Origin of the sequence: Nonomuraea sp. NPDC050790 (assembly GCF_044456745.1) — a bacterium.
Classification (GTDB): domain Bacteria; phylum Actinomycetota; class Actinomycetes; order Streptosporangiales; family Streptosporangiaceae; genus Nonomuraea.
In genome coordinates this window covers 26,390-48,305 of record NZ_JBITGF010000004.1, presented here as the reverse complement: position 1 = coordinate 48,305, position 21,916 = coordinate 26,390, and the positions used below count along the sequence as shown (strand labels likewise).

Genomic DNA, 21,916 nt, shown 5'->3' with positions numbered 1-21,916 from the left:
TGACCCAGTCTAGGCAACGCCGGTGAGCTCACCGGCACGCGCTCGGGCCCAGGCGTCGGCGGCGAGCACCTCCTCGACCGAGTCGGCCGGGGTGACCTGGTGCTCGGCGACGACCTCGGCCACGGTGTCCACGATCGAGAGGAACGGCAGCGCCCCGCGCATGAAGGCGTCCACGCAGACCTCGTTGGCCGCGTTGTAGACGGCGGGTGCGGTGCCGCCCTCGGCGCCGACGTGCCTGGCCAGCTCGACGCTCGGGAACGCCTCGTTGTCGAGCGGCTCGAAGGTCCAGGTGTGGGCGGTGCTCCAGTCGACCGGGCGGGCGGCGCCGTCGACGCGGTGGGGGTGGCCGAGCGCCAGGGCGATCGGCAGCCGCATGTCGGGCGGGCTGGCCTGGGCGATGGTGGAGCCGTCCACGTACTCGACCATGGAGTGGATGATCGACTGCGGGTGGACGACGACCTCGATGCGCTCGAAGCCGATGTCGAACAGCAGGTGCGCCTCGATGACCTCCAGCCCCTTGTTGACCAGTGTCGCGGAGTTGATGGTGATGACCGGGCCCATCGACCAGGTGGGGTGGGCGAGCGCCATCTCGGGGGTGACGTCGGTGAGCTCGGCCCGCCGCCTGCCGCGGAAGGGCCCGCCGGAGGCGGTGACGATGAGCTTGCGCACCGCCTCGGGGTCGTAGCCGGACGGGCCGGCCGCCCACAGCGACTGCTGCAGCGCGGAGTGCTCGGAGTCGACCGGCAGGATCTGGCCGGGCTTGGCCCGCCGCTTGACCAGCGGTCCGCCGATGATCAGCGATTCCTTGTTGGCCAGGGCGAGCGTGCGCCCCGCGTCGAGGGCGGCCAGCGTGGAGGTCAGGCCGAGCGCGCCGGTGATGCCGTTGAGCACGAGCGGCGTGGCACCGGGCGCCCACGCGGCCCCGGGCAGGTCGCCCGATCCGCTCGGCGTCCAGGTGGCGACCTCGGCGACGCCCTCGGGCCCGGCCAGCACCTCGGGCCGGGCGCCGCGCGCCGCGAGCGCCTCCTTCAGCGCGGGTACGGCTGCCGCGTCGGCGACCGCGACCGCCTCGACCCCGAACCGCGCGGCCTGCTCGGCCAGCAGGCCGGCCCTGCCGCCCCCGGCCGCCAGCGCCACCACGTGGAAGCCGGCGGGGCGGGCGGCGATCACGTCGAGCGCTTGGGTACCGATCGAGCCGGTGGAGCCGAGGACGACGACGGGGCGGGAGATGTCTGCATGCACGGCCCCATTCTCCCGCCCGGCGGCGCCGCCCTGTCACCAGTTGGTGAAAGCGCCGTCCGAGCTGCGCAGATGCGGCCGTTCCGCGGCGACCGCGTGGTGGCGGCGAGCCGCCTCCCGATCGATGTCGACCCCTATTCCCGGAATATCGGACACCTCCACTCGACCGGCGTGGATCCTCGGCCGGACGGTGAAGAGCGCGTCGATCTCGGGCTGCGGCTGGGTCTGGTGCTCCTGGATCGCCACGTTCGGGCAGGCGAGGTTGAGGTGGAGGGAGGAGGCGGCGGTGACGGGCCCGAGCGGGTTGTGGGTGGCCAGCTTGACGTAGTGGGCCTCGCACATGGCCGCGATCTTCTTGGCCTCGGTCAGGCCCGCCGCCACGCCGACGTCGACCCGGGCGTAGTCGATCAGGTCAGCCTCCACCAGGCGCTGGAACTCCCACTTGGAGCCGAACTGCTCGCCGGCCGCGAGCGGCGCCGCCGTACGGGAGCGGAGCATGCGGTAGGCGTCCAGGCCCTCGCTGCGCAGCGGGTCCTCCACGAAGTACGGCCGCGCCGCCTCGATCTCCCTGCACAGGATGAGCGCCTCCGGCGGGTCGAGCCGGGTGTGGACGTCGAGGATGAGCTCGACCTCGTCCCCCACGGCCGCCCTGACTTGGTGGAACAGCTCGATCCCGGCCCGCATGGAGGCGCGCTGGTCGAGCACGCCGTCCGGCGCGTGCGGCACGGCGAAGCGCAGGTGCCCCCATCCCTCGGCGACCAGGTCCCCGGCCTTGGCGAGGAAGCGCTCAAGGTCGTGGTAGTCGTCGCCCAGGTGGACGTAGGCGGGCACGTGGTCGCGTACCCGGCCGCCGAGCAGTTCGTAGACGGGCACGCCGAGGGCCTTGCCCTTGATGTCCCAGAGCGCCACGTCCACCGCCGCGATGGCCGCCGACACGAAGCGGTCGGCGGGGAAGAAGCCGCGGCGGAACATGACCTGCCACAGGTGCTCGATCCTGGCCGGGTCCTCGCCGACGAGCAGCTCTCCCAGGTGCTCGATGGCGCCGGCGACGGCCTTCTGGCGCGAGCGGATGCCCACCTCGCCGATGCCGTGCAGGCCCTCGTCGGTATCCAGGACCAGCAGCATCATGCTGTCGCCGTGGTCGGGCAGGGTCAGCACTTCCCAGCCGGTGATCTTCACGCGTGGCTCCTATGAAAACGTTCCCGAGAATCTCAAGAACGCATCATGACATCTCCGCGTAATCCGCAAAAGATCTGGATTTATCACTCTTGACGCATGGCGGTAACGTTTGCAAGCATCCTGGCTACCAACGAAGAGGAGGCCGGAGTGGCGGTAACCATCAAGGAAGTGGCGAGCGCCGCCGGAGTCTCCGTCTCGACCGTCTCGCGTGCCTTCACCGCACCCGACCAGGTGCAACCGCAGACGCTGCAGCGCATCCTCGACGCCGCGGCCAAGCTCGGCTACGCGCCCAACCCGGCCGCCCGCTCCCTGCGCGGCGGCAGGACCGGCTCGCTCGGGCTGATCATCCCCGACATAAACAACCCGTTCTTCCCGCCGATCTTCAAGGCCATGCAGGCCAGGGCCAGGCGCCAGGGCTACACGATCCTGGCCGCCGACACCGACGAGCGGGAGTTCGACGAGCTCGAGACCATCGCCACCGTCTCCAAGAGGGTCGACGGCCTGGTCCTCTGGGCCTCCATGCTCGGCGAGGAACGGCTGCGCGAACTGGCCGCTGAGATCCCGCTCGTGCTGGTCAACCGGCACGTCGAGGGCATCCCGGAACTGCGCATCTCGCTGGCGGCCGGCATCTCGCAGGCCGCCGAGCACCTCAAGGCCTACGGCCACACCCGCTGCGTGTTCGTCAACGGCTCCCGGCCCGAGCTCGAACGCGGCAAGTCCATAAGGGAGTCGTTCGAGGCGCACGAGCTCTCGCTCGCCGAGCTCGGCCCCTACGAGCCCCGCTTCGAGACCGGCGTGCACGCCGCGACCCTGGTCGCCTCCGGCGAGGCCACCGCCGTCATCGCGCACAACGACCTGGTCGCCCTCGGCGTGCTCCACCAGCTCGCCAAGCTCGACGTCAGGGTCCCCGGCGCCGTCAGCGTGATCGGCATCGACGACACGCTGCTGGCCGCCACGTCCACCCCTTCGCTGACCACGATCAGGATCTCCGCCGACGAGGTCGCCACCCAGGCCGCCGACCTGCTCATCGACACGATCGCGGGCAGGGGCGCCGGGCGCGTGGTGGAGATCGGCTCGCGCCTGATCCCACGCGCCTCCACGGGCCCCGCCCCCCGCTGAACCCCAACCTCCCCGGAGATACGGCGTTCGCCGTACCCCCGTCCCGGAGGTGCGGCGAACGCCGTACCTCTATCCCCACCTGCCCCAATGCGGGAGAGTCATCATGAAACACACCGCCGCCCTTCTCGGCTGCGCCGTCCTCGCGACGGCGCTCGCGGCGTGCGGATCCCCCAGCGCCGGCGACGGCGCGGTCGTGATCCGCGTCCAGGGCATGCCGCCCGCCACGGACAAGCCCGGCCTGGCCCAGTTCAAGAAGATGGTCGAGGACTTCGAGCGGCAGAACCCGGGCATCGAGGTCCAGGGCTCGACGACCGCCTTCGACCCGCTGACGTTCTCGGCCAAGCTGGCCGGCGGGCGGGCGGAGGAGGTCATCAGGGTCCCCCTGACCGAGCCGCAGGGCCTCATCGCCCGCAAGCAGGTGCAGCCGCTGACCGAAGAGCTCGGCAAGTGGGCGCACTACAAGGAGTTCAACCCGCAGGTCCTGCAGCCGCTCAGCGACGCCTCCGGCCAGGTGTACGGCGTGCCGCAGGCCCCCTTCGCCCAGGGCCTGGTCTACAACCGCGAGCTGTTCTCCATGGCCGGGCTGGACCCCGACAAGCCCCCCGCCACCTGGGAGGAGGTCCGCGCGGCCGCCAAGCGGATCGCCGAGAAGACGGGCAAGGCCGGGTTCGTCCACGAGTCGAAGAGCAACCAGGGCGGCTGGCAGCTCACCATGCTCACCTACACCCACGGCGGCGAGATGGAGAAGGACGCGGGCGGCAAGTACGTCGCCGCCTTCAACGCCGAGCCCGCCAAGAAGGCGCTGACCCTGCTCAAGGAGATGCGCTGGACCGACGACTCGATGGGCAGCAACCAGCTCAACGACCAGAACGACGTGATCAAGCGCTTCGCCGCCGGCGAGATCGGCATGTACATGGGCACGCCGGGCACCTACCGCCTGGCCAAGATGACCTACGGCATGGAGAACACCGACGCGTTCGGCATCGGCCCGCTCCCCCAGGCTGGCGGCAAGGCCACGCTGACCGGCGGCGACGTCTACCTGGTGCCCAAGTCGGTGAGCAAGGAGAAGGCCGCGGCGGCGGTGAAGTGGCTGCTGTTCGCCTACGCCCAGCCCGCCTACGACCCGGCCGCGGCGGCCGAGCGGGCCAAGCAGCTCGCCGCGGACCCCGAGTCGGCCGTCGGGGTGCCGACGCTGCCGATGTTCGACGCCGCCCAGCAGGCCAGGATCGACGCGGCGATCAAACCGCACGTGAACGTCAAGCTGGAGCACTTCGCGCCCTGGCTGGAGGGCACACCCGCGCTCACGCTCAAGCCCGAGCCGCCCGTGCAGGCCCAGCAGGTCTACTCGGTGCTCGACACGGTCGTGCAGGCGGTGCTCACCGACAAGGACGCCGACGTCGACGCGCTGCTGGCCAAGGCGGAGACCGACGTGAACGCCAAGCTCGCCGCCGCCCAGCGATGATCCGCAGGAACACGCTCGCGGCGCTGGTCTTCCTGCTGCCCGCGCTCGTCGTCTTCGGCGCCTTCTCCTGGTGGCCGATCGTGCGCGGGCTGCTGATCAGCTTCCAGAGCACCAACCTGGTCGACCCGGCCGAGTGGGTCGGCACGGCCAACTTCACCTCGCTGTTCGCCGACCCGCTGCTCGGCGTCGCGGTCCGCAACACGCTGCTGTTCGTCGGGCTGGCGGTGCTGATCGGCTTCCCCGCCCCGCTGGTCCTGGCCACGATCATGTCCACGGTACGGCGGGCCGCCGGCCTCTACCGGTTCCTGGCGTACCTGCCGGTCGTCATCCCGCCGGTCGTGGCGATCCTGCTGTGGAAGTGGTTCTACGACCCCGGGCACGGCCTGTTCAACGAGTTGTTCGGCCTGGTCGGCCTGGGACCGTTCCCGTGGCTGGACTCACCGGGCAGCGCGATGCTCAGCCTGGTCCTCCAGGCGACGTGGGCGGGGATGGGCGGCGCGGTCCTCATCTACCTGGCGGCCATCGTCGGCATCCCCTCGGAGCTGTACGAGGCGGCGCAGATGGACGGCGCCTCCATCCGCGCCAGGATCTGGCACATCACGCTGCCGCAACTGCGCCCGGTCATCGGGCTGCTGCTGCTCATGCAGCTCATCACCACGATGCAGGTGTTCACCGAGCCGTACGTCTTCACCGGCGGCGGCCCGGAGAACGCCACCCTGACCGTGCTGCTGCTGATCTTCCGCTACGCCTTCCAGGACGGCGCCTACGGCCAGGCCGCCGCGCTGTCGCTGCTGCTGGCGATCGTCCTGGGCATCCTGTCCGCGGTGTACCTGCGGGCGACCCGGAGCTGGAGCGCCTCATGATGATCTCGCCGGTGGAGGAGCGGCGGCCGGCCGTACGGGCCGCGCTGCGCTCGATCCAGTGGGCCACGCTCGGCCTGCTGGTGGCGCTGGGGATCGGGCCGCTCTACATGACGGTCAAGGGCGCGGTCTCGCCCTCGGCCGACCTGATCGCCAGGCCGCTGGCGCTGTGGCCGGACGACCCGCGCCCGGAGAACTTCGTCACCGCCTGGACCGATCTGGGCGTCGGCGGGTATCTGCTCAACACGCTGCAGGTCGTCGGCGGGGCGTGGGCGGTGCAACTGTTCGTGGCGGTCACCGCCGGGTTCGCGCTGTCGGTGCTGCGGCCCCGGTTCGGCCGGTACGTGTACGGGGCGATCCTGGCCACGATGTTCGTCCCGTACACGGTGTCGATGGTCAGCCTGTTCATGACCGTCATCGACCTGGGGCTGGTCGACACCTACTGGTCGATCTGGCTGCCGGCGGGGGCGAGCGCGTTCAACGTGCTGCTGGCCAAGCGCTTCTTCGACGCGCTGCCGGCCGAACTGTTCGCGGCGGCGCGCATCGACGGGGCGACCACCTGGCAGTTGCTGACCAGGATCGTGCTGCCGATGAGCCGGCCGATCCTGGCGGTCATCAGCCTGCTGGCCGTCATGCACAGCTGGAAGGACTTCATCTGGCCCCTGGTGGCCCTCACCGACCCGGAGAAGCAGCCGATCAGCGTCGCGCTGGCCAACCTGGCCGAGCAGGCGCCGCAGGACGAGCTGATCGCCGCCATGGCGATGGCGCTCGCCCCGCCGGTGCTGATCTTCCTGATCTTCCAGAAGTACATCGTCGCCGGTCTGGGATTCACCGGCGTCAAGGGCTAGAACCTCGCGAAAGGCACCCCCATGCCGGAAATCTCACGCCGTAACGCCCTGCAGATCGCGGGCGCCGCCGCCATCACACCCGCCGCCACCCTCGGCGCGACGCCCGCCCAGGCGAGCGCCGCGCCGCCGGTGATCGAGGCCGACGGCATCAGGCTGGCCGCCCAGGCCGACGGCTCGATCCTGGTCGGCGACGGCGCAGACCGGATCAAGCTCACGCACTTCATGATCAAGGACAGCGTCTTAGGGCAGCAGCGCACGTTCGGCGGCACGCCCTCCCTGGTCACCGTGGACGGCCGGCCGGCGATCCAGGTCGACTACGTCATGTCCGCCTCCGCCCAGGCGGTCAAGGTGCGCGGGACCTTCACGGTCGCCGCCCGCCGGGCCCGCCTGCGCTGGGAGGTCTCCGGCAGTACGACGCTCACGCCGACCGGCTACATGTTCGCCAGGACGCTGCTGGCCCCCTCCGCGCCCGAGCGCTACGTGCCGGCGACCAAGTGGGCGCGCGATCCCCGGGGCGGCGTGCCGTACGAGGTCAACGACGGGGCGCTCTACCAGGAGACGTGGAGCGACACGCAGGCGTACTTCCGGCTGGCCAAGACCACGCCCGCCTTCACGAACGCGAGCTGGATCCACGCGCCCGCGGGCGCCGACGGCGTCACCGACGTGGAGCTGGTGCTCGGCGCGATGCGCCCGGCCGCCGCCAACGCGCTGGGGGCGGGCGCGCCGCTCAGCGTCGACGTCTGGAGCGAGCAGCCCTTCGGCCTCTATGACAGCGCCGCACCCATGGCGATAAAGGCGCAGGTCGTGAACGGCGCCGCCGGGTCGCGGCCGGTGCGGCTGACGTGGTGGGCCCGCGACTTCGACGGCCGGCAGGTCGGCGGCGGCACGCTCGACCGGACGCTCGCGCCCGGCGCGGTCTGGGACGAGACGTTCACCGTCGCCGGCGCCCCGCAGGGCATCGTGTTCACCGAGGTCAGGGCCGTCGCCGGGACCGACGAGGTGTTCGCCCGTACCAACCTGGCCACGCTCAAGGAGCACGCCTACCGGCCCGAGGGCCGCTTCGGCATCGCGAACTACACGTGGATGCTCGTTCCCGACAAGGAGTCCGTGGGCCGGCTCATGACGCGGATCGGCGTCAAGACGGTCCGCATCGCCTACGACGGCGCGCCGGGCCTGTCCCCCGCCGAGCTCGACGCCCTCGGCATCCCGCACAACGTGCAGCTCGGCGGCGTCATCTTCAACGGCACGGCCGAGCAGATCACCAAGTGGGCCGATGAGAAGGCGGCGATCGCCCGCGCCTCCGGCGCCCGCTACTTCGAGGTGGCCAACGAGCTCAACCAGCCGTGGATGTCCGGCCAGAAGGCGGCCGAGTACGTGCGCGACGGGCTCAAGCCGATCTACGACCGCCTGCACGGCTCCGGCATCAAGCTCATGAACTGCGGCCTCGGCGGCATGGACGTCAACTGGACCGCGAACTTCCACAAGGCGGGCGGCTGGCCGCTCATCGACGTCTTCGCCTTCCACCCGGGCCGGGGCAACTTCACCCCGGACTACGCGCCGCCGCCGTCGGAGTGGCAGCAGGGCGAGAACGGCACGTACTGGAACTTCCTCGGCGCGCTGCGCGAGGCGCGCAGGACCCTGGACGAGCACGGCGGCGGCAAGGAACTGTGGCTGACCGAGGCGTACGCCTGCACCCGCCCCAACCGCTGGTGGAACGACAACCACCGGCAGGCGGCCGAGAACACGCTGCTCACGCTGGCCCTGGCGGTCTCGGAGGGGGTGGACGGCGTGAACTGGTACCAGCCCCACGACAGCACCATCCACCACCCGCAGGAGGCCGACCCGAACAACCCCGAGTACCACTTCGGCCTCCTGAACCGCGACACCAGCGTCAAGGCCGCCCTGCTGGCCTACGCCACGGCCACCAGGACGCTGGAGGGCGCCCGGTTCACCGAGTGGATGACGTTCAAGAACCAGCAGGTCAAGGGGCTGCGCTTCGACGGGTTCGCCATCCTGTGGACGCGCGAGGACGGCTACCTGCTCAACGCCGATCACGGCGCGGACCCGTGGTACCCGCACACCGAGGCGTGGGTGGACAACTGGCCCACCAAGACGCGGGTCACGCTGGCCGCCAAGGGCGCGTACGTGCGGGTGGTGGACTGCATCGGCCGCGAGACCCGGGTCCCGGTGAAGAACGGCAGGGTCACGCTGACCCTGGACGGCGCTCCCCGCATCTACTACGGATTGTGCTAATGCGACAAGAAACCATAAACACCGACATCACGGTGGTCGGCGGTGGCCTGGCGGGAACCTGTGCCGCCATCGCCGCCGCCCGCCTGGGCCGTACCGTGGCCCTCGTCAACAACCGGCCGGTGCTCGGCGGCAACTCCAGCAGCGAGGTCCGCGTCTGGGTCTGCGGCGCCACCGGACACGGCAAGAACCACCACGCCCGCGAGGGCGGCATCATGGGCGAGCTGTTCGTCGAGAACCAGTACCGCAATCCGCACGGCAACCCCTACTTCTGGGACACCACGATCCTGGACGCCGTGCGCGCCGAGCCGAACCTCTCGGTCTTCCTCAACACCGACGTGCGCCACGTGAAGGCGGGACCCGGCGGCGTCGAGTCGGTCACCGGCTGGATGATGGGCTCCGAGCGGGAGATCACCTTCGAGTCCGCGCTGTTCCTCGACTGCACCGGCGACGGCCTGGTCGGCCACCTCGCCGGCGCGAGCCACCGCGTCGGCCGCGAGGGCCGCCAGGAGTACGGCGAGCCGTGGGCGCCCGAGGTCGCCGACGACATCACGCTCGGCAGCACGCTGCTCTTCTACACCAAGGACGCCGGCGAGCCGGTCCGCTACGTCCCGCCGGACTTCGCCAAGGACATCACCAAGACCTCGATCCCCGAGCGCCGCATCATCAAGGCCGGCGACAACGGCTGCGCCTACTGGTGGATCGAGTTCGGCGGTGAGCTCGACACCGTCCACGACAACGACCGCATCCGCGACGAGCTCTGGTCGGTCATCTACGGCATCTGGGACCACATCAAGAACTCGGGCCGGTTCGAGGCCGACACGATGACGCTCGAATGGGTGGGCGCGCTGCCCGGCAAGCGGGAGTACCGGCGCCTGCTCGGCGACTACGTGCTCACCCAGCACGACGTGCTCGGCCAGACGCCCTTCGAGGACCGGGTCGCCTTCGGCGGCTGGTCGATCGATCTGCACCCGCCGCAGGGCATGTACGCCACCGAGGCCGGGGCCAAGCAGCGCTACGCCGACGGGATCTACCACATCCCCTACCGCTCGCTCTACTCGGCCGACGTGCCCAACCTGCTCATGGCCGGGCGCAACATCTCCGCCTCCCACGTGGCCTTCGGCTCCACCAGGGTCATGGCCACCTGCGCCACGATCGGCCAGGCCGCGGGCACCGCCGCCGCCCTGTGCGCCGCGACGGGCGCGCGCCCGCGCGACCTGCCGGTCGCCGACCTGCAGCGCACGCTCCTGCGCGAGGACGCCTCCGTCGTCGGCCTGCGCTACGAGGACCCCGAAGACCTCTGCGGTACGGCTGCCGCCACCGCCTCCGGCACCCTGACCAGGCTCGTGGCCGACACTCCGCAGGAGGCGTGGCGGCTGGACGCCGACGCGGGGATCGTGCTGCCGGCCGACCCGTCGCTCACCGGGGTCAGGCTGCTGCTCGACGCCGCCGGGGACACCACGCTCACGGTCGAGCTGCACGATCCCGTCCTGGGCCAGAACTACGTCCCGCGCGAGCTGGTCGCCACCGGCGAGGTCGCGCTGGCCGAGAGCGAGAAGCAGTGGGTGGAGCTGGGCCTGGACTGGCGTCCGGAGACCGCCCGCAACGCGTTCGTGCTGGTCAGGGCCAATCCGCTGGTGTCGCTGCACGTGGCGGACCAGGCGACGCCCGGCGTGCTGTGCTTCACGCGGGTGCCGCTGCCGCCGGGGGCCGAGTCGCCGCAGCCGCTCCGGGAGTGGACCGATCGCGGGTTGCTGCGCCGTACCTTCTGCATGGAGACGGGGGCGACGTCGGCGTTCGCGCCGGAGAAGGCCCTCGACGGCTACCAGCGCCCCTACGCCGGGCCGCACATGTGGGTCTCGGCCACGTTGCCCGCCGCGCTGGAGCTGCGCTGGCCGGAGCCGGTGACGATCGGGCGGGTGGAGGTGATCGCCGACGACGACGTGAACGAGGATCTGATCAACCTGCACCACCACCGCACGCCGTTCGAGATCATCCCGACGCTCGTGCGCGACTACCGCGTCGAGGCGATGGCCGGGGGTGAGTGGCGGCAGGTGGCCGAGGCGCGCGGCAACCGGCGCAGGCGGATCGTCCATCCGCTGGCCGAGCCCGTGACGGCGGAGGGGCTGCGGATCGTCGTGGAGTCGTCGAACGGCGCGCCGTCCGCGCACGTGATCGCGGTGAGGGCGTACTGATGGAACGGGTTCTGGTGACCGGCGCGGCGGGACGGATCGGGCGGGCGGTACTCGACCTGCTGGCGGCGCGGGGTGTCGAGGCGGTCGCGCTGGAACGGTCGGATCCGGGCGGCCTGCCCGCGGTCCGGGTGGTGAGCGGTGAGGCGGGCGACCCGGTGGCCGTGCGGGAGGCGCTGGACGGCGTGGACGCGGTGATCCACCTCGCCGCGATCGCCACGCCCGAGCATCTGCCCGCCGAGCGGGTGTTCGGCGTGAACACGCTGGCCACCTTCACCGTGCTGGAGCAGGCCGGGCTGGCAGGGGTGCGCCGGGTGTGCCTGGCCAGTTCGATGGCGGCCGACGGGGTGCCGTTCGCGGCCAGGGAGCTGCATCCGGCGTACGTGCCGGTGGACGAGCTGCTGCCGTCGCAGTCCGAGGATCCCTACGCGCTGTCCAAGCAGGTGGACGAGCTGACCTCGGCGACGATGGCGCGGCGGCACGGGATGGGGGTCGTCGCGCTGCGCCTGCCGTACGTGGGCGGGTTCGAGGAGCGGCTCAACGCGTTCGCCGCGCTGTGCGCCGCCGATCCCGGCACGCACGCGCGCGGCTACTGGGCCTACCTGGAGACGCGCGACGCCGCCCGCGCCTGCGTGCTGGCGCTGGGCGTGCCGGGTCCGGGCGTGGAGGTGGTGAACGTCTGCGCGCCGGAGACGATGGCGAAGGAGCCGACGGAGGAACTGCTGCGCCGCTACCACCCCGGCACCGAGGTACGCGCCCCGTTGCCCGGCCGAACCGTCCCGGTGGACCTGTCGAAGGCGGAGCGGCTGCTGGGATTCACGGCCGAATACCGGCTACCCCTGTGACGCCAGATAAGAGACGGGATTAATGCCCGAATATCGCTATATCTGTTCCTGTAAATCTTGAGAAATAGGGATATTGGCACCGCTACCTTCCAACCTCAGATCCGGTTTCGGGAGGTACGTAATGCACCGCAGAGTCGCTCTGCTTTCCCTCGTCACCCTCGCGGCCGGGAGCGCCCTGCTCCCGGCCGGGGCGGCCCAGGCCGCGGCGGGACCCAAGCCCGCCGCCAAGGCCGCCGCAGACAGCAAGTCCGAGCAGCGCGAGGTCCTGTCCTACTGGACCCCGCAGAAGATGGAGGACGCGCAGCCGCTCACTCCCCCCGCGCCCAAGGCCAACGCCAAGCACGGCCCGGGAAGCCCCGGCGAGCCCAACGGCAACCCCTGGGGCGCCCCGCCCACCAGCGCTCCCCAGCAGGCCCAGGCCAGCGGCGGCGCCCCATGGACCCGCGGCGGCGCCGTGGTGAAGACCACCGGCCGGATCTTCTTCACCTACCAGGGCCGCAACGCCTCCTGCTCGGGTTCCGCCGTGACCAGCGCGAACGAGAGCGTCGTCATCACCGCGGGACACTGCGTCAAGATGGGCGGCGCCTTCCACACCAACTGGGTCTTCGTGCCCGGCTACAACGCCGGCCAGCGGCCCCACGGCACCTGGGCGGCCACCAAGCTGCTCACCACGCCGCAGTGGAACGCCCGCGAGGACATCAACCACGACATGGCCGCCGCGGTCGTCGCGCCCCTGTCGGGCAAGACGCTGGTGGACGCGGTGGGCGGGCAGGGCGTCTCCTTCAACCAGGGCCGGCGGGTGCAGATGCACGCCTTCGGCTACCCGGCGGCGGCGCCGTACGACGGGTCGAAGCTGATCTACTGCGCCGGGCGCACTTTCGACGACTTCCTGCTCTCCCGCGACCACGGCCTGACATGCAACATGACCGGTGGTTCGAGCGGCGGTCCGTGGTTCCAGAATTTCAACGAGACTTCCGGGCTGGGCACGCTCAACTCGGTCAACAGCTTCAAATACAACTTCGCCCCCAACTGGATGTTCGGCCCCTACTTCGGGACAGAAGCCCTGGCGGTCTACAACTCCGCTCAGAGCACCGACGCCCTCTGACGCATTTACCGAAAGTAGTCACAACAACACCCCACGTAGTGCACACTCGGGGTTCATGACCCTGAGCACCCCCCTGCTTGCCGCGGCACCGCTCGTCGCGGGACTGGTGGGACCGGCACTCATCGGCGCTGCTCCCGCTCAGCAGCCCCCCGGCCGTCCGTCCGTCACCAGCGTCGAGCGCGCGGCCCCCCGCGCCGAGGTCGTCGAGCACGTCGCCGCCCGCTCACCCGCGGACCAGCGGCGCGTGCTCGGCTACTGGACACCGCGGCGCATGGCGGCCGCGCTGCCGATCGACCTGCTCGGCATCGTCATGAAGGACGGCGGGCTGCTCAGCGGGACGGCCAGCCGCTCCGGGGTGGGCACGAGGCCCGAGGTGACCGGCGGCGTCGCCAGGCTGCCCGTCCCCGAACTGCCCGGCAAGGGACCGGCCACCGACCGCGCCGTCTCCGAACTGCTCGACGGCGCCGCGGCGTCGGTGGCGCCGGGAGCGCTGGGAACGGCGGCCCGCGCCACGCCCCAGCACCAGTCGGCCAGGCCACAGACCACGACCTCGGGCTCGCGCTGGGTGACCGGCGGCCTGGTGTCCAAGACCACCGGCCGGGTCTTCCTCACCGTGGCGGGCGTCGACTTCGTCTGCTCGGCGGGCACCGTCAAGAGCGCCAACCGGGACGTCGTCGTCACCGCGGGCCACTGCGTGAAGGACGGGGCGGGCGAATGGGCGGACAACTGGACGTTCGTCCCCGGATACCAGGAGGGCGGGGGGCAGCCGTACGGGGCGTACACGGCCCGGCGGATGTTCGTGGCGGGGCCGTGGTCGCGCAGCGGCGACGACAGCTATGACGTGGGCATGGTCGCCCTCAACACCCACCGGGGCCGGCACGTCGGCGACGTGGTGGGCTTCCAGGAGATCGCCTTCAACGGCGCGAGAGGCGGCCAGGCGTACGGCTTCGGCTACCCGGCCGACCCGCCCTACGACGGCGAGCGCCTGTTCTACTGCGCGGGCCGCCTGCGCAACGACCCCTACGGCCAGACCCGCGACCAGGGCCTCGGCTGCGACATGACCGCGGGCTCCAGCGGCGGCCCCTGGCTGACCCGTTTCGACGCGGCGACGGGCAAGGGCACGGTGACCTCGGTGAGCAGCTTCAAGTACTCCGACGACCAGGGCACCATGTACGGCCCCTACTTCGGCGACTCCGCCCGTGCCCTGTTCACCACGGCCCAGAACTCCTGAGCGCGTGCCCGGCTAGGCGGGCTGGCGCCGTACCATCTCGGCGATCCAGATCGGCGCGAACGGGGACGTGCAGCCGGGCGCGGTCGGGTAGTCCTTGAGCACCTCCAGGCGCTCGCCGATGGCGACGGCGCGGGCGCGGTGCCCGGCGTGCTCGATCCCGATGTTGGCCAGGCAGGCGTTCATCGCCCACTGGAGGCGATCGGGAGCGGTCTTCATCTCCTTCTCGATGAGGTCGAGAAGTTCCTCCAGGTCGAGGCTCTCGGGCTTCTTGCCCACGTTCTCGGTGGTGAGGGCCCACCCGGCGCTCGCGACCACCGGGTCGGGATCGCGGAACCAGATCAGGCGCAGTTCCTCGGCGTGGGCGTTCTTCTTCACCACGTAGTTGACCAGCCAGTCCTGCACCTTCGGCTTGCGCGCCTCGCGCAGCATGATGTCCAGTTCGTCGCGCTCGAAGCCCTTCGGACGGCAGATCAGCAGGGCCAGCAGCCGCGCGGCGGTGTCGCCCGTCTTCCAGAGCTCGCGGGCGAGTTCCTGCTGTGTCTTCAGCCGCTTGGCGATCGCGCGCAGCTTGCCGAGGTTCACGCCGTGGTCGTCGCCGTGCCTCTCGTTCACCTCGCGGATCTTCGGGTCCTCGAGCGCGGCCAGCTCGGCCATCACACTCGCGATCGGCGTCGTCTCGCCCACCCCAGCCTCCTGTCCCTCACGTCAGTGCGATGGTACGCCCACCCGGTCCCGTCCTCACGCGAAGGCGGCGCTACCGGCGCAGGCCGGCGACGAGGGTCGCGACCAGCTTGCGGGGGTCGTAGCGGGGGTCGTGCTCCGCGCCGACGCACAGGTTCCCCATGCCGCGCATCAACTGGTACGCGTCCACGTCGGCCCGGATTTCGCCGGAGGCGGCTTCCAGGAGCTGGGCGCACACCGGCAGGAGGCGGTCGAGGAAGTAGGCGTGCAGGGTCTCGAACCCGGCGGCGTCGTTGCGCATCGCCGCCGCGAGCCCGTGCTTGGTCACCAGGAAGTCGACGAAGAGGTCGGCCCAGCTCGCGAGGGCGGCGTGCGGGGTCGGGCTGGACGCCAGCAGCGCGGGCCCGGCCTCCGCGCAGGCGTCCACCTGATGGCGGTAGACGGCGATGACGAGGTCGGCCCTGGTCGGGAAGTGGCGGTAGATCGTGCCGATCCCGACCTGGGCCTTGGCCGCGATGTCGCGTACCGGCGCCTCCACGCCCGAGGTGACGAAGACCGCGGCGGCCGCCTCCAGCAGGGCCCGCTGGTTGCGTCGCGCGTCCTTGCGCCTGGATCCGGCCACGCCGTCGTCCACGACAGAACTCCCTCCGAGCTTGCAAAGCGGAACCGTGTTCCGTATCGTTAGCGGAGCAACGTTCCGCTTCATTCCATGATGGCAGATCCATCCTCCGAACGGAGAGTTCGCCATGTCAGAACCCACCACCGTGATCTCCGCGCAGCCGGTGGTCCTGCCCGCCCCGGACCGCGGCGAGGACCTCCAGGTCCGCGTCTGCGCCCCCGCCGCCGGCAGCGGCCTGCCGGTCGTCGTCTTCTCGCACGGCTTCGGCTGGTCGATGAACGGCTACGCCCCGCTGGCCGACCACTGGGCCGCCGCCGGTTTCGTGGTCCTGCTCCCCACCCACCTCGACTCCAGAACGCTCGCCGTGCCTCAGGAAGACCCCAGGACGCCGGACATCTGGCGCATCCGCATCCAGGACCTCGTCCGCGTCATCGACGAACTCGACACCCTGGTGGCCGCCGTGCCGGGCCTGGCCGGACGCGTGGACCGCGGCCGCGTGGCCGTGGCCGGGCACTCCTGGGGCGCGCAGACGGCCGGCGCCCTGCTGGGCGCGCGCGTCCTGGACGCCGAGGGCGTGCCGGGCGAGGACCTGTCCGACCCCCGCGTCCAGGCGGGTGTCCTGCTCGCCGCGACCGGACTGGGCGACGACCTGGTCCCGTTCGCCGAGGAGCACTTCCCCTTCATGCGGCCGTCCTTCGCCACCATGACCACCCCGGCCCTCGTCGTCGCCGGGGACCGCGACCAGTCGCACCTGTCCACGCGCGGACCCGACTGGTTCACCGACCCCTACGTCCACAGCCCGGGAGACAAGAGCCTCCTCACGGTGTTCGGCGGCGAGCACTCGCTCGGCGGCGTCTCCGGCCACGACGTCGCCGAGACCACGGACGCCAGCCCCGCGCGCGTCGCCCTGGTCCAGCGGCTCACCACGGCCTACCTGCGCAGCGCCCTGCACCAGGAGGACACCGCGTGGAAGGAGGCGGTCACCGCCCTCGAAGGCGAGAGCGACCCCCTGGGATCGGTGCGGAGCAAGCAGCGATGATCCCCGTCACCGCGGGCATCGGGACCCACACCGTGCGCGCCCTGCCCGACCTGGGCGAGGCGGGGTTCAGCGGTTCAGCAGGAGATGGGCGATCGACCAGGCGGCGAAGCCGAAGAAGACCAGCGCCACCAGCCGGCTGATCGCCGGGGCCGCCCTGCCGTACGCCTGCCGGAGGGCGGGCAGGCCCGAGATCCACGCCAGCAGCGTCCCCGAGGCCAGGCAGCCGAGGAGACCGGCGGCGAGGAACAGCGGGAGGGTGGAGACGGTCAGCAGGTCGATCCGGTCGCCGAGCACCGCGGTGAAGACGGCGAGGGTCACCGGGTAGCTCTTGGGGTTGGTCATGCCGAAGGCGGCGCCCTGGAGCACGGCCCGCCGCCCGGTGCCGACCGGCTCCGGGCGTGGGGCGCCCGCGGACACCATGGCACGTACGCCCAGGTAGACCAGGTAGAGGGCGCTGGCCACGGTCAGCACGGCGAAGAAGACGGGCGAGATGACCTGCACCCATCGCAGGGCCACCAGCGCCAGCGCCGCCCACACCAGATCCCCGGCCAGGTGACCCAGGACGAACACGAAGCTGGAGCGCCGGCCGCCACTGGCCCCGAGGTGCAGCACCATCAGGACGCCCGGACCGGGCGTCAGGACCACGAGGGCGCACGACAGAACGGTGGCGGCCAGCAGCGAGAGCACTAGAACGACCCCAGCGTGGCCTGGGTGATGCGCCCGGAGCCGGTCACGGTGCCGCAGCGTTCCGCGTAGGAGCGGATGATGTGCGTGGCCTCGATGAGCTCGTCCCAGGTGGACCGGCTGAAGATCGTGCACCAGTCCTTGGAGACCTCGTCGAAGTCGACGATGTCGCTCGTGCCGTACTTGGACGGCATGAGGTCGAGGAGCTCCTCGTCGTAGATCTCGAAGCCCCGCTCCTTGGCGACCTGGCGGGCGAGGTCGGGGTTCATCATCCACTTGCCGGTCAGGGCGCCGAAGTCGGGGTAGAGCGGCTGGGCTTCGAGGGAGGCCATCATCTCGTTGTCGATCAGCCAGCGGGCGAACCTGACCGTGTTCTCCAGGCTCTCCTCGTCCTCGCCCGGCCCGCCCAGGACCAGCGAGCCGTGGATGAGGATGCCGGCCTCCTGGAACATCCGGCAGGCCCGCTGGTTGTTCTCCAGGCTGTCGCGCGGGCCCTTGAGCACCTTGAGCATCCTGGTGTCGCCGGCCTCCAGGCCCATGTTCACCCGGTAGACGCCGAGCCTCCGGTAGAGATCGACCAGGCGCGGGTTGGTCTCCGCCGCCTGCGTGTACACGAAGAACTTCGGCTCGCCGATGTCGTCCGGCCTGGCCTCGACCACGGCCTTCACCCAGCGCGGCGAACTGCTCATGCTGTCGAACGCCTCGTAGAAGATCGAGGCCGAGATCTGCTCCTGGGCGGTGCGCACGTCGTTCCAGAACATCTCGGGAGAGGAGAATCGCAGGCTCAGGTCCATGATCCCGCAGAAGTGGCAGGGCGCCTTGACCCGGGCGCAGCCCCGGGCCCGGTTCATGGTGGTGACACCGGTGATCTCCTCGTCGTCGTGGAAGCCGCCGTAACGGCCGAGATAGTTGTCCAGGTAGCGCTTCCAGTTGTTGTCCGGCATCAACGTGCGGTCGGGCACGGGAATGGCGTCCAGGACCATCGTGGTGTACGCGCCTCCGCCGCCCCTGACCGCCTCGGGCGGGATCTCGGGCAGGCGGTTGTGCGCCAGCCCGCGAGGCGTGCGGTAGAGGAGTTCGGGCACCGACTCGATCGGGCGCTCCCCCTTCACCGCGCTCACCAAGGCCGACAGGGCGAACTCGCCGATGTCGGCGGCGCACACGTAGTCGACGGCCTCGCGGTGCTTCAGGATCCGCTCGGCCATGGCCGTCGCCTGGTCGTTGCCGAAGACGGTGACCGCGCCGGCGTTCTTGCCCAGTTCGGCCAGCCGCAGGGCGTTGCCGTAGGACGTGGCCAGCACGCCCACGCCGAGGACGTCGGGGTCGAGGTCCCTGACGAGCTGTTCGATCTCCGCCATGGGCGTGATCTGGCCGTCGACGGCCACCACGTCCAGGTCGGGATGGTCGCGTCGCAGCACGGTCGCCAGCGAGACGACGCCGAGGGCGGGAAACGTGCCGTCGTTCGCGATCGAGGAGACATCAGCGTCGCTGCCGGCGTTGACGAGCAGGACACTCTGTACCTTCTTGGTCATCGAGTTTCCTCTCAGAGGTGCCGGTCCAGCAGGTACGGACCGTTCGGAGCGCACGCCGGGTCCTGCCCGGGGCTCCGCGCGCCCACTGTCACCCACGATCAGGGGCAGGCTCAATGCTCCCGACAGATAGAGTTGACGGCAGTCAGACGCTATTGACATCCCCCATATCCGGGGTGTACTAGCGGGAATTCAGACGGCGCACCCGGCTCATCAGCCGCTGGCCCGCGATCGAGGCGCGTGAGACCTCGTCCACCACCGCCGCCACCTCGTCCTCGCCGAGCATGGCCATGTCCCCGGCGATCGCCCGGATGACCGCGTCGGTGATCACATGGTCGCTGAGGTAGTGCACGTACTCGGCCAGCGCCCCGTAGGCGCGGGCGCGGCCGTCCTCGTTGTGGCCGCGCAGGACGAGGATCTCCAGGATCTCGCGCAGCAGCGACCGGCCGCCGTTCCAGGCCAGGGCGGCGCCGAGCACCGGTTCGAGGGCGTGCAGGAAGAGCGTCTCGTGCGGCAGGAACGAGAACAGCACGCCCTGGCGGGCCCGCAGGTACGCGCCGGTGTCTGCCGGGGCGATCCAGGCGGTGTCCATCGGGGTGACGTCCCAGGTGGAGCCGGTGTCCAGGGCCAGTTCCAGGTCGGCGGCCCGGCCGACGGCCGTGACCCGGACGATCCTGGTCAGGCTGTCCCACTCCTCGGTGGCCAGTTGGGAACGCCACAGCAGCGCGAAGCGCCGCCACTCGGTGAGGGTGTCCTCGTGGCCGGGCCGTACCCTCGACCAGAGGAGATGGCCGGGGTCGCAGGCGAGCGCGACCTTCAGCAGGTTGGCCGAGTAGTAGGCGTTGCGGCGGGCGGGGCCCGCGGTCCACGGGCTGTAGGCGGGGTGGGCGAGCTGTTCGCGCAGTTCGGCCGGCGCGAACAGGCGGACGGCCAGGTCACGCCAGGACGGGCGGGCGGTCTCGCGCAGGAAGGCGATCACGGGCGGTCTCGTGGACAGCGTCGACCACGACAGCAGCGTGCCGAGCAGGCCGTCGCTGATGTCCTCCACGACCAGGCGCGACTGCTGGATCGTCATGTCGTCCAGGAGCCTGCCGACGAGCCGGGCGATCAGGAACTCGCCGAACGTGGCGTGCAGGAACTCGTAGGTCTGCAGCACCTCGCCGCCGTCGCGGGTGGCCTGGGCCCGGTGGACGAAGAAGAAGCGGCCGAACGCCTGCTCGCCCGACGTGAGCGGGGTGGCCAGCGAGGTGGGGCGGCGGGCGGACAGGCGCAGCGCCTCCAGGTCGGCGTCCACCTCGGCGGCGGTCGCCCACTGGCGGCCCCTGTTGAACATCGCGAACGCGACGATGCCCAGCAGCAGCAGTTCCTTCTCCACCAGAGCCGGGATCCGCTCGCGCGGGTGGCTCTTCTCCAGCTCGCGCTCGGCGAAGGCGCGCATGAGGCGCTCGTACAGCTCGGCCTCGCCGATGCGGTCGGCGAGGTTCCTGCGCAGGGCGTTGCCGTAGGCGTCGTAGAGGGCCAGCATGAGCAGGAGCAGCGGCTGCTCGGCCAGCTTGAGCTGGGCGCGGGCGACCTCCATGGACAACGGCCGCAGTCCCGCCTCGTCGAAGTAACGGGCGTTGGCGTGGTTCCACACCTCCAGCCACTGCTCGATCTCGTCCAGGTCGAACGGCTCCAGCCTGGTCACCAGCGAGCCCTCGGGGTAGTCGACGCGGTCGGCCACCGCCGTACGGGAGGTCACGATCACCGCGACGGCGCGTCCCGCGTCGAGCTCGCGCTGCTGGAAGCGGGCGACCCTGACCAGGTAGTCGGACTGCCGCACGCCGGTGGCCTGCAGCAGTTCGTCGAAGCCGTCGAGGATCACGACGGGCAGCGCGCCGTCGGCCGCCCGCGCGAGCTCCGGCCACTGCAGCCGCTCGCCGCTGAGCTGGTAGACGGCCTGCTCGATCTGCTCCTGCACGTCGGCGCCGGCGGCCACGTCGCGCAGCGACACCCGGACCGGCACGAAGTCGGCGGGCAGGCGGGCGGCGAGCACCTTGGTCAGCACCGACTTGCCCGCGCCCGGCTGGCCGAGGACCATGAGCGGCGTCCTGCCCGCCTCCGGCGAGGTGAGGTAGCCGGCGAGGAAGCGCGGCAGCCCGTCGCGCACCTCGCGCCCGCTCCACCACGCCTCCTGGCTGGGGTCCTCCGCGCGCTCGGGCCGGCCGGAGCGGAAGCGCGGGGTGATGTAGGCCTCGCCCAGGCTGGGCAGCGCCAGCCCGGCGGGCACGTCCCCGGTCTCGGCGACCGGGCGGCGCAGCGCCGCCTGGTGCAGCTTCGCCAGCGCCGCCAGCCGGGCGTCCTGCGCGCGGGCGGGGGCCAGGCCGTCGAGCAGGCGTTCCAGGTCGGCCAGCCGGGCCCGGGTGGCCTGGTGCTCGATCATCGCCGACCAGAACCCGAACTCGGGCACGTCCATGGCCAGGCGGCGGTAGCCGTCCTCGTACCTGCGGATGGCCGAGGTGGCCAGCGAGCTGTCGAAGACCCATTCCCGCTGGTGCTCCTGCAGCCGCTCCCAGAGGCTCAGCCCCTCCGCGAAGCTCCGCAGCGCGCCGCGCAGCCGCTCGTAGCGCACCAGGATGACGCTCTTGGCCTCCTCGAACGGCAGTTGCGGAGAGGGACAGACCGGACTGCCCAGATCCACCCCGCGCAGCAGCGTGACCTGCTCCTGCTTGCTCATCCGCAGCTCGCGGGCGCTGAACGGCAGTTCGGTCCCGTCCAGCGCCTCGAAGAACGCGGTGAGCACCAGGATGGTGTGCGCGGCCTCGATGCGTTCGGTACGGCCGCGCCACTCCTTGCCCGCCCGCCAGTCCCGCCACCGCCCGAGCAGGTCGTTGCCCACCCTGATCAGCTCGCCCTTGGCGTCGATCAGGTCCCAGAGCCCCAGGGTGGCGGCCCCGAGAACCGTGTCGAGCGCCCTGACGGCCGGGTCGTCGCCACCCAGTAACCGCACCGCGTCGGCATAGCGGTACTCCCTCGCCATGCCGCCGATTATCGC

Annotated in this window: 17 protein-coding genes; 10 read left to right on the top strand and 7 right to left on the bottom strand. The window is 71.1% G+C overall.

What is annotated here, in order from left to right; translation table 11 throughout:
• Positions 1–9 precede the first annotated feature (9 nt).
• Together dxr and ACIBEJ_RS20645 are read right to left on the bottom strand one after the other, a co-directional pair.
• On the bottom strand, positions 10–1,242 hold the full coding sequence (gene dxr, locus ACIBEJ_RS20650) for a 1-deoxy-D-xylulose-5-phosphate reductoisomerase (protein WP_397184373.1): 1,233 nt from the start codon (positions 1,240–1,242) through the stop codon (positions 10–12).
• A 33-nt stretch (positions 1,243–1,275) separates the two neighbouring features.
• The gene (locus ACIBEJ_RS20645) at positions 1,276–2,418 is read right to left on the bottom strand and encodes a mandelate racemase/muconate lactonizing enzyme family protein (protein WP_397184372.1); all 1,143 of its coding nucleotides are present in this window, start codon (positions 2,416–2,418) and stop codon (positions 1,276–1,278) included.
• A 147-nt stretch (positions 2,419–2,565) separates the two neighbouring features.
• Between ACIBEJ_RS20645 and ACIBEJ_RS20640 the strand changes: the two genes are divergently transcribed.
• The 9 genes from ACIBEJ_RS20640 (at position 2,566) to ACIBEJ_RS20600 (ending at position 14,330) form a co-directional block, all read left to right on the top strand.
• Positions 2,566–3,537 (top strand): LacI family DNA-binding transcriptional regulator, encoded by a 972-nt coding sequence (locus ACIBEJ_RS20640; RefSeq protein WP_397184371.1) that lies wholly within the window; start codon positions 2,566–2,568, stop codon positions 3,535–3,537.
• 103 nt (positions 3,538–3,640) lie between these two features.
• Positions 3,641–4,999 (top strand): ABC transporter substrate-binding protein, encoded by a 1,359-nt coding sequence (locus tag ACIBEJ_RS20635; RefSeq protein ID WP_397184370.1) that lies wholly within the window; start codon positions 3,641–3,643, stop codon positions 4,997–4,999.
• A complete protein-coding gene (locus tag ACIBEJ_RS20630) occupies positions 4,996–5,862 on the top strand; it encodes a carbohydrate ABC transporter permease (RefSeq protein WP_397184369.1) in 867 nt (288 codons plus the stop codon). Before ACIBEJ_RS20635 ends, ACIBEJ_RS20630 begins: the two co-directional genes overlap by 4 nt.
• Entirely contained in the window at positions 5,859–6,707 is an 849-nt protein-coding gene (locus ACIBEJ_RS20625; RefSeq protein WP_397184368.1) for a carbohydrate ABC transporter permease, read from the top strand. Before ACIBEJ_RS20630 ends, ACIBEJ_RS20625 begins: the two co-directional genes overlap by 4 nt.
• 21 nt (positions 6,708–6,728) lie before the next feature.
• A complete protein-coding gene (locus ACIBEJ_RS20620) occupies positions 6,729–8,960 on the top strand; it encodes a hypothetical protein (RefSeq protein ID WP_397184367.1) in 2,232 nt (743 codons plus the stop codon).
• The gene (locus ACIBEJ_RS20615) at positions 8,960–11,152 is read left to right on the top strand and encodes an FAD-dependent oxidoreductase (protein ID WP_397184366.1); all 2,193 of its coding nucleotides are present in this window, start codon (positions 8,960–8,962) and stop codon (positions 11,150–11,152) included. The genes ACIBEJ_RS20620 and ACIBEJ_RS20615 overlap by 1 nt, the downstream gene beginning before the upstream one ends.
• Positions 11,152–11,994: an NAD-dependent epimerase/dehydratase family protein gene (locus ACIBEJ_RS20610; RefSeq protein WP_397184365.1), complete on the top strand. Its 843-nt coding sequence runs from the start codon at positions 11,152–11,154 to the stop codon at positions 11,992–11,994. Before ACIBEJ_RS20615 ends, ACIBEJ_RS20610 begins: the two co-directional genes overlap by 1 nt.
• 121 nt (positions 11,995–12,115) lie before the next feature.
• Positions 12,116–13,099 carry a trypsin-like serine peptidase gene (locus tag ACIBEJ_RS20605; RefSeq protein ID WP_397184364.1) on the top strand — a complete coding sequence of 328 codons (984 nt, stop codon included), beginning with the start codon at positions 12,116–12,118 and terminating at the stop codon, positions 13,097–13,099.
• Between the two features lie 55 nt (positions 13,100–13,154).
• Positions 13,155–14,330: a trypsin-like serine peptidase gene (locus ACIBEJ_RS20600; RefSeq protein ID WP_397184363.1), complete on the top strand. Its 1,176-nt coding sequence runs from the start codon at positions 13,155–13,157 to the stop codon at positions 14,328–14,330.
• 12 nt (positions 14,331–14,342) lie between these two features.
• Here the strand turns inward: ACIBEJ_RS20600 and ACIBEJ_RS20595 are convergent, their stop codons facing one another.
• Positions 14,343–14,984 carry a DNA alkylation repair protein gene (locus ACIBEJ_RS20595; RefSeq protein ID WP_397185268.1) on the bottom strand — a complete coding sequence of 214 codons (642 nt, stop codon included), beginning with the start codon at positions 14,982–14,984 and terminating at the stop codon, positions 14,343–14,345.
• A 100-nt stretch (positions 14,985–15,084) separates the two neighbouring features.
• Positions 15,085–15,717, bottom strand: coding sequence for a TetR/AcrR family transcriptional regulator (locus ACIBEJ_RS20590; RefSeq protein WP_397184362.1), 633 nt, complete (start codon positions 15,715–15,717; stop codon positions 15,085–15,087).
• Positions 15,718–15,757: 40 nt separating this feature from the next.
• Here ACIBEJ_RS20590 and ACIBEJ_RS20585 point away from each other — a divergent pair, with 40 nt between their 5' ends.
• Positions 15,758–16,669, top strand: a complete 912-nt coding sequence (locus ACIBEJ_RS20585; RefSeq protein ID WP_397184361.1) for an alpha/beta hydrolase family protein — start codon at positions 15,758–15,760, stop codon at positions 16,667–16,669.
• A 66-nt stretch (positions 16,670–16,735) separates the two neighbouring features.
• On the opposite strand, the gene ACIBEJ_RS20580 is transcribed toward ACIBEJ_RS20585, so the two are convergent.
• From ACIBEJ_RS20580 to ACIBEJ_RS20570, 3 genes are all read right to left on the bottom strand, one after another.
• Complete coding sequence (locus ACIBEJ_RS20580) at positions 16,736–17,356, bottom strand: LysE family translocator (protein WP_397184360.1); 621 nt, start codon at positions 17,354–17,356, stop codon at positions 16,736–16,738.
• Positions 17,356–18,885: a B12-binding domain-containing radical SAM protein gene (locus ACIBEJ_RS20575; protein WP_397184359.1), complete on the bottom strand. Its 1,530-nt coding sequence runs from the start codon at positions 18,883–18,885 to the stop codon at positions 17,356–17,358. Before ACIBEJ_RS20575 ends, ACIBEJ_RS20580 begins: the two co-directional genes overlap by 1 nt.
• A gap of 178 nt (positions 18,886–19,063) precedes the next feature.
• A complete protein-coding gene (locus tag ACIBEJ_RS20570; RefSeq protein ID WP_397184358.1) occupies positions 19,064–21,901 on the bottom strand; it encodes an NACHT domain-containing protein in 2,838 nt (945 codons plus the stop codon).
• Between the last annotated feature and the right edge of the window lie 15 nt (positions 21,902–21,916).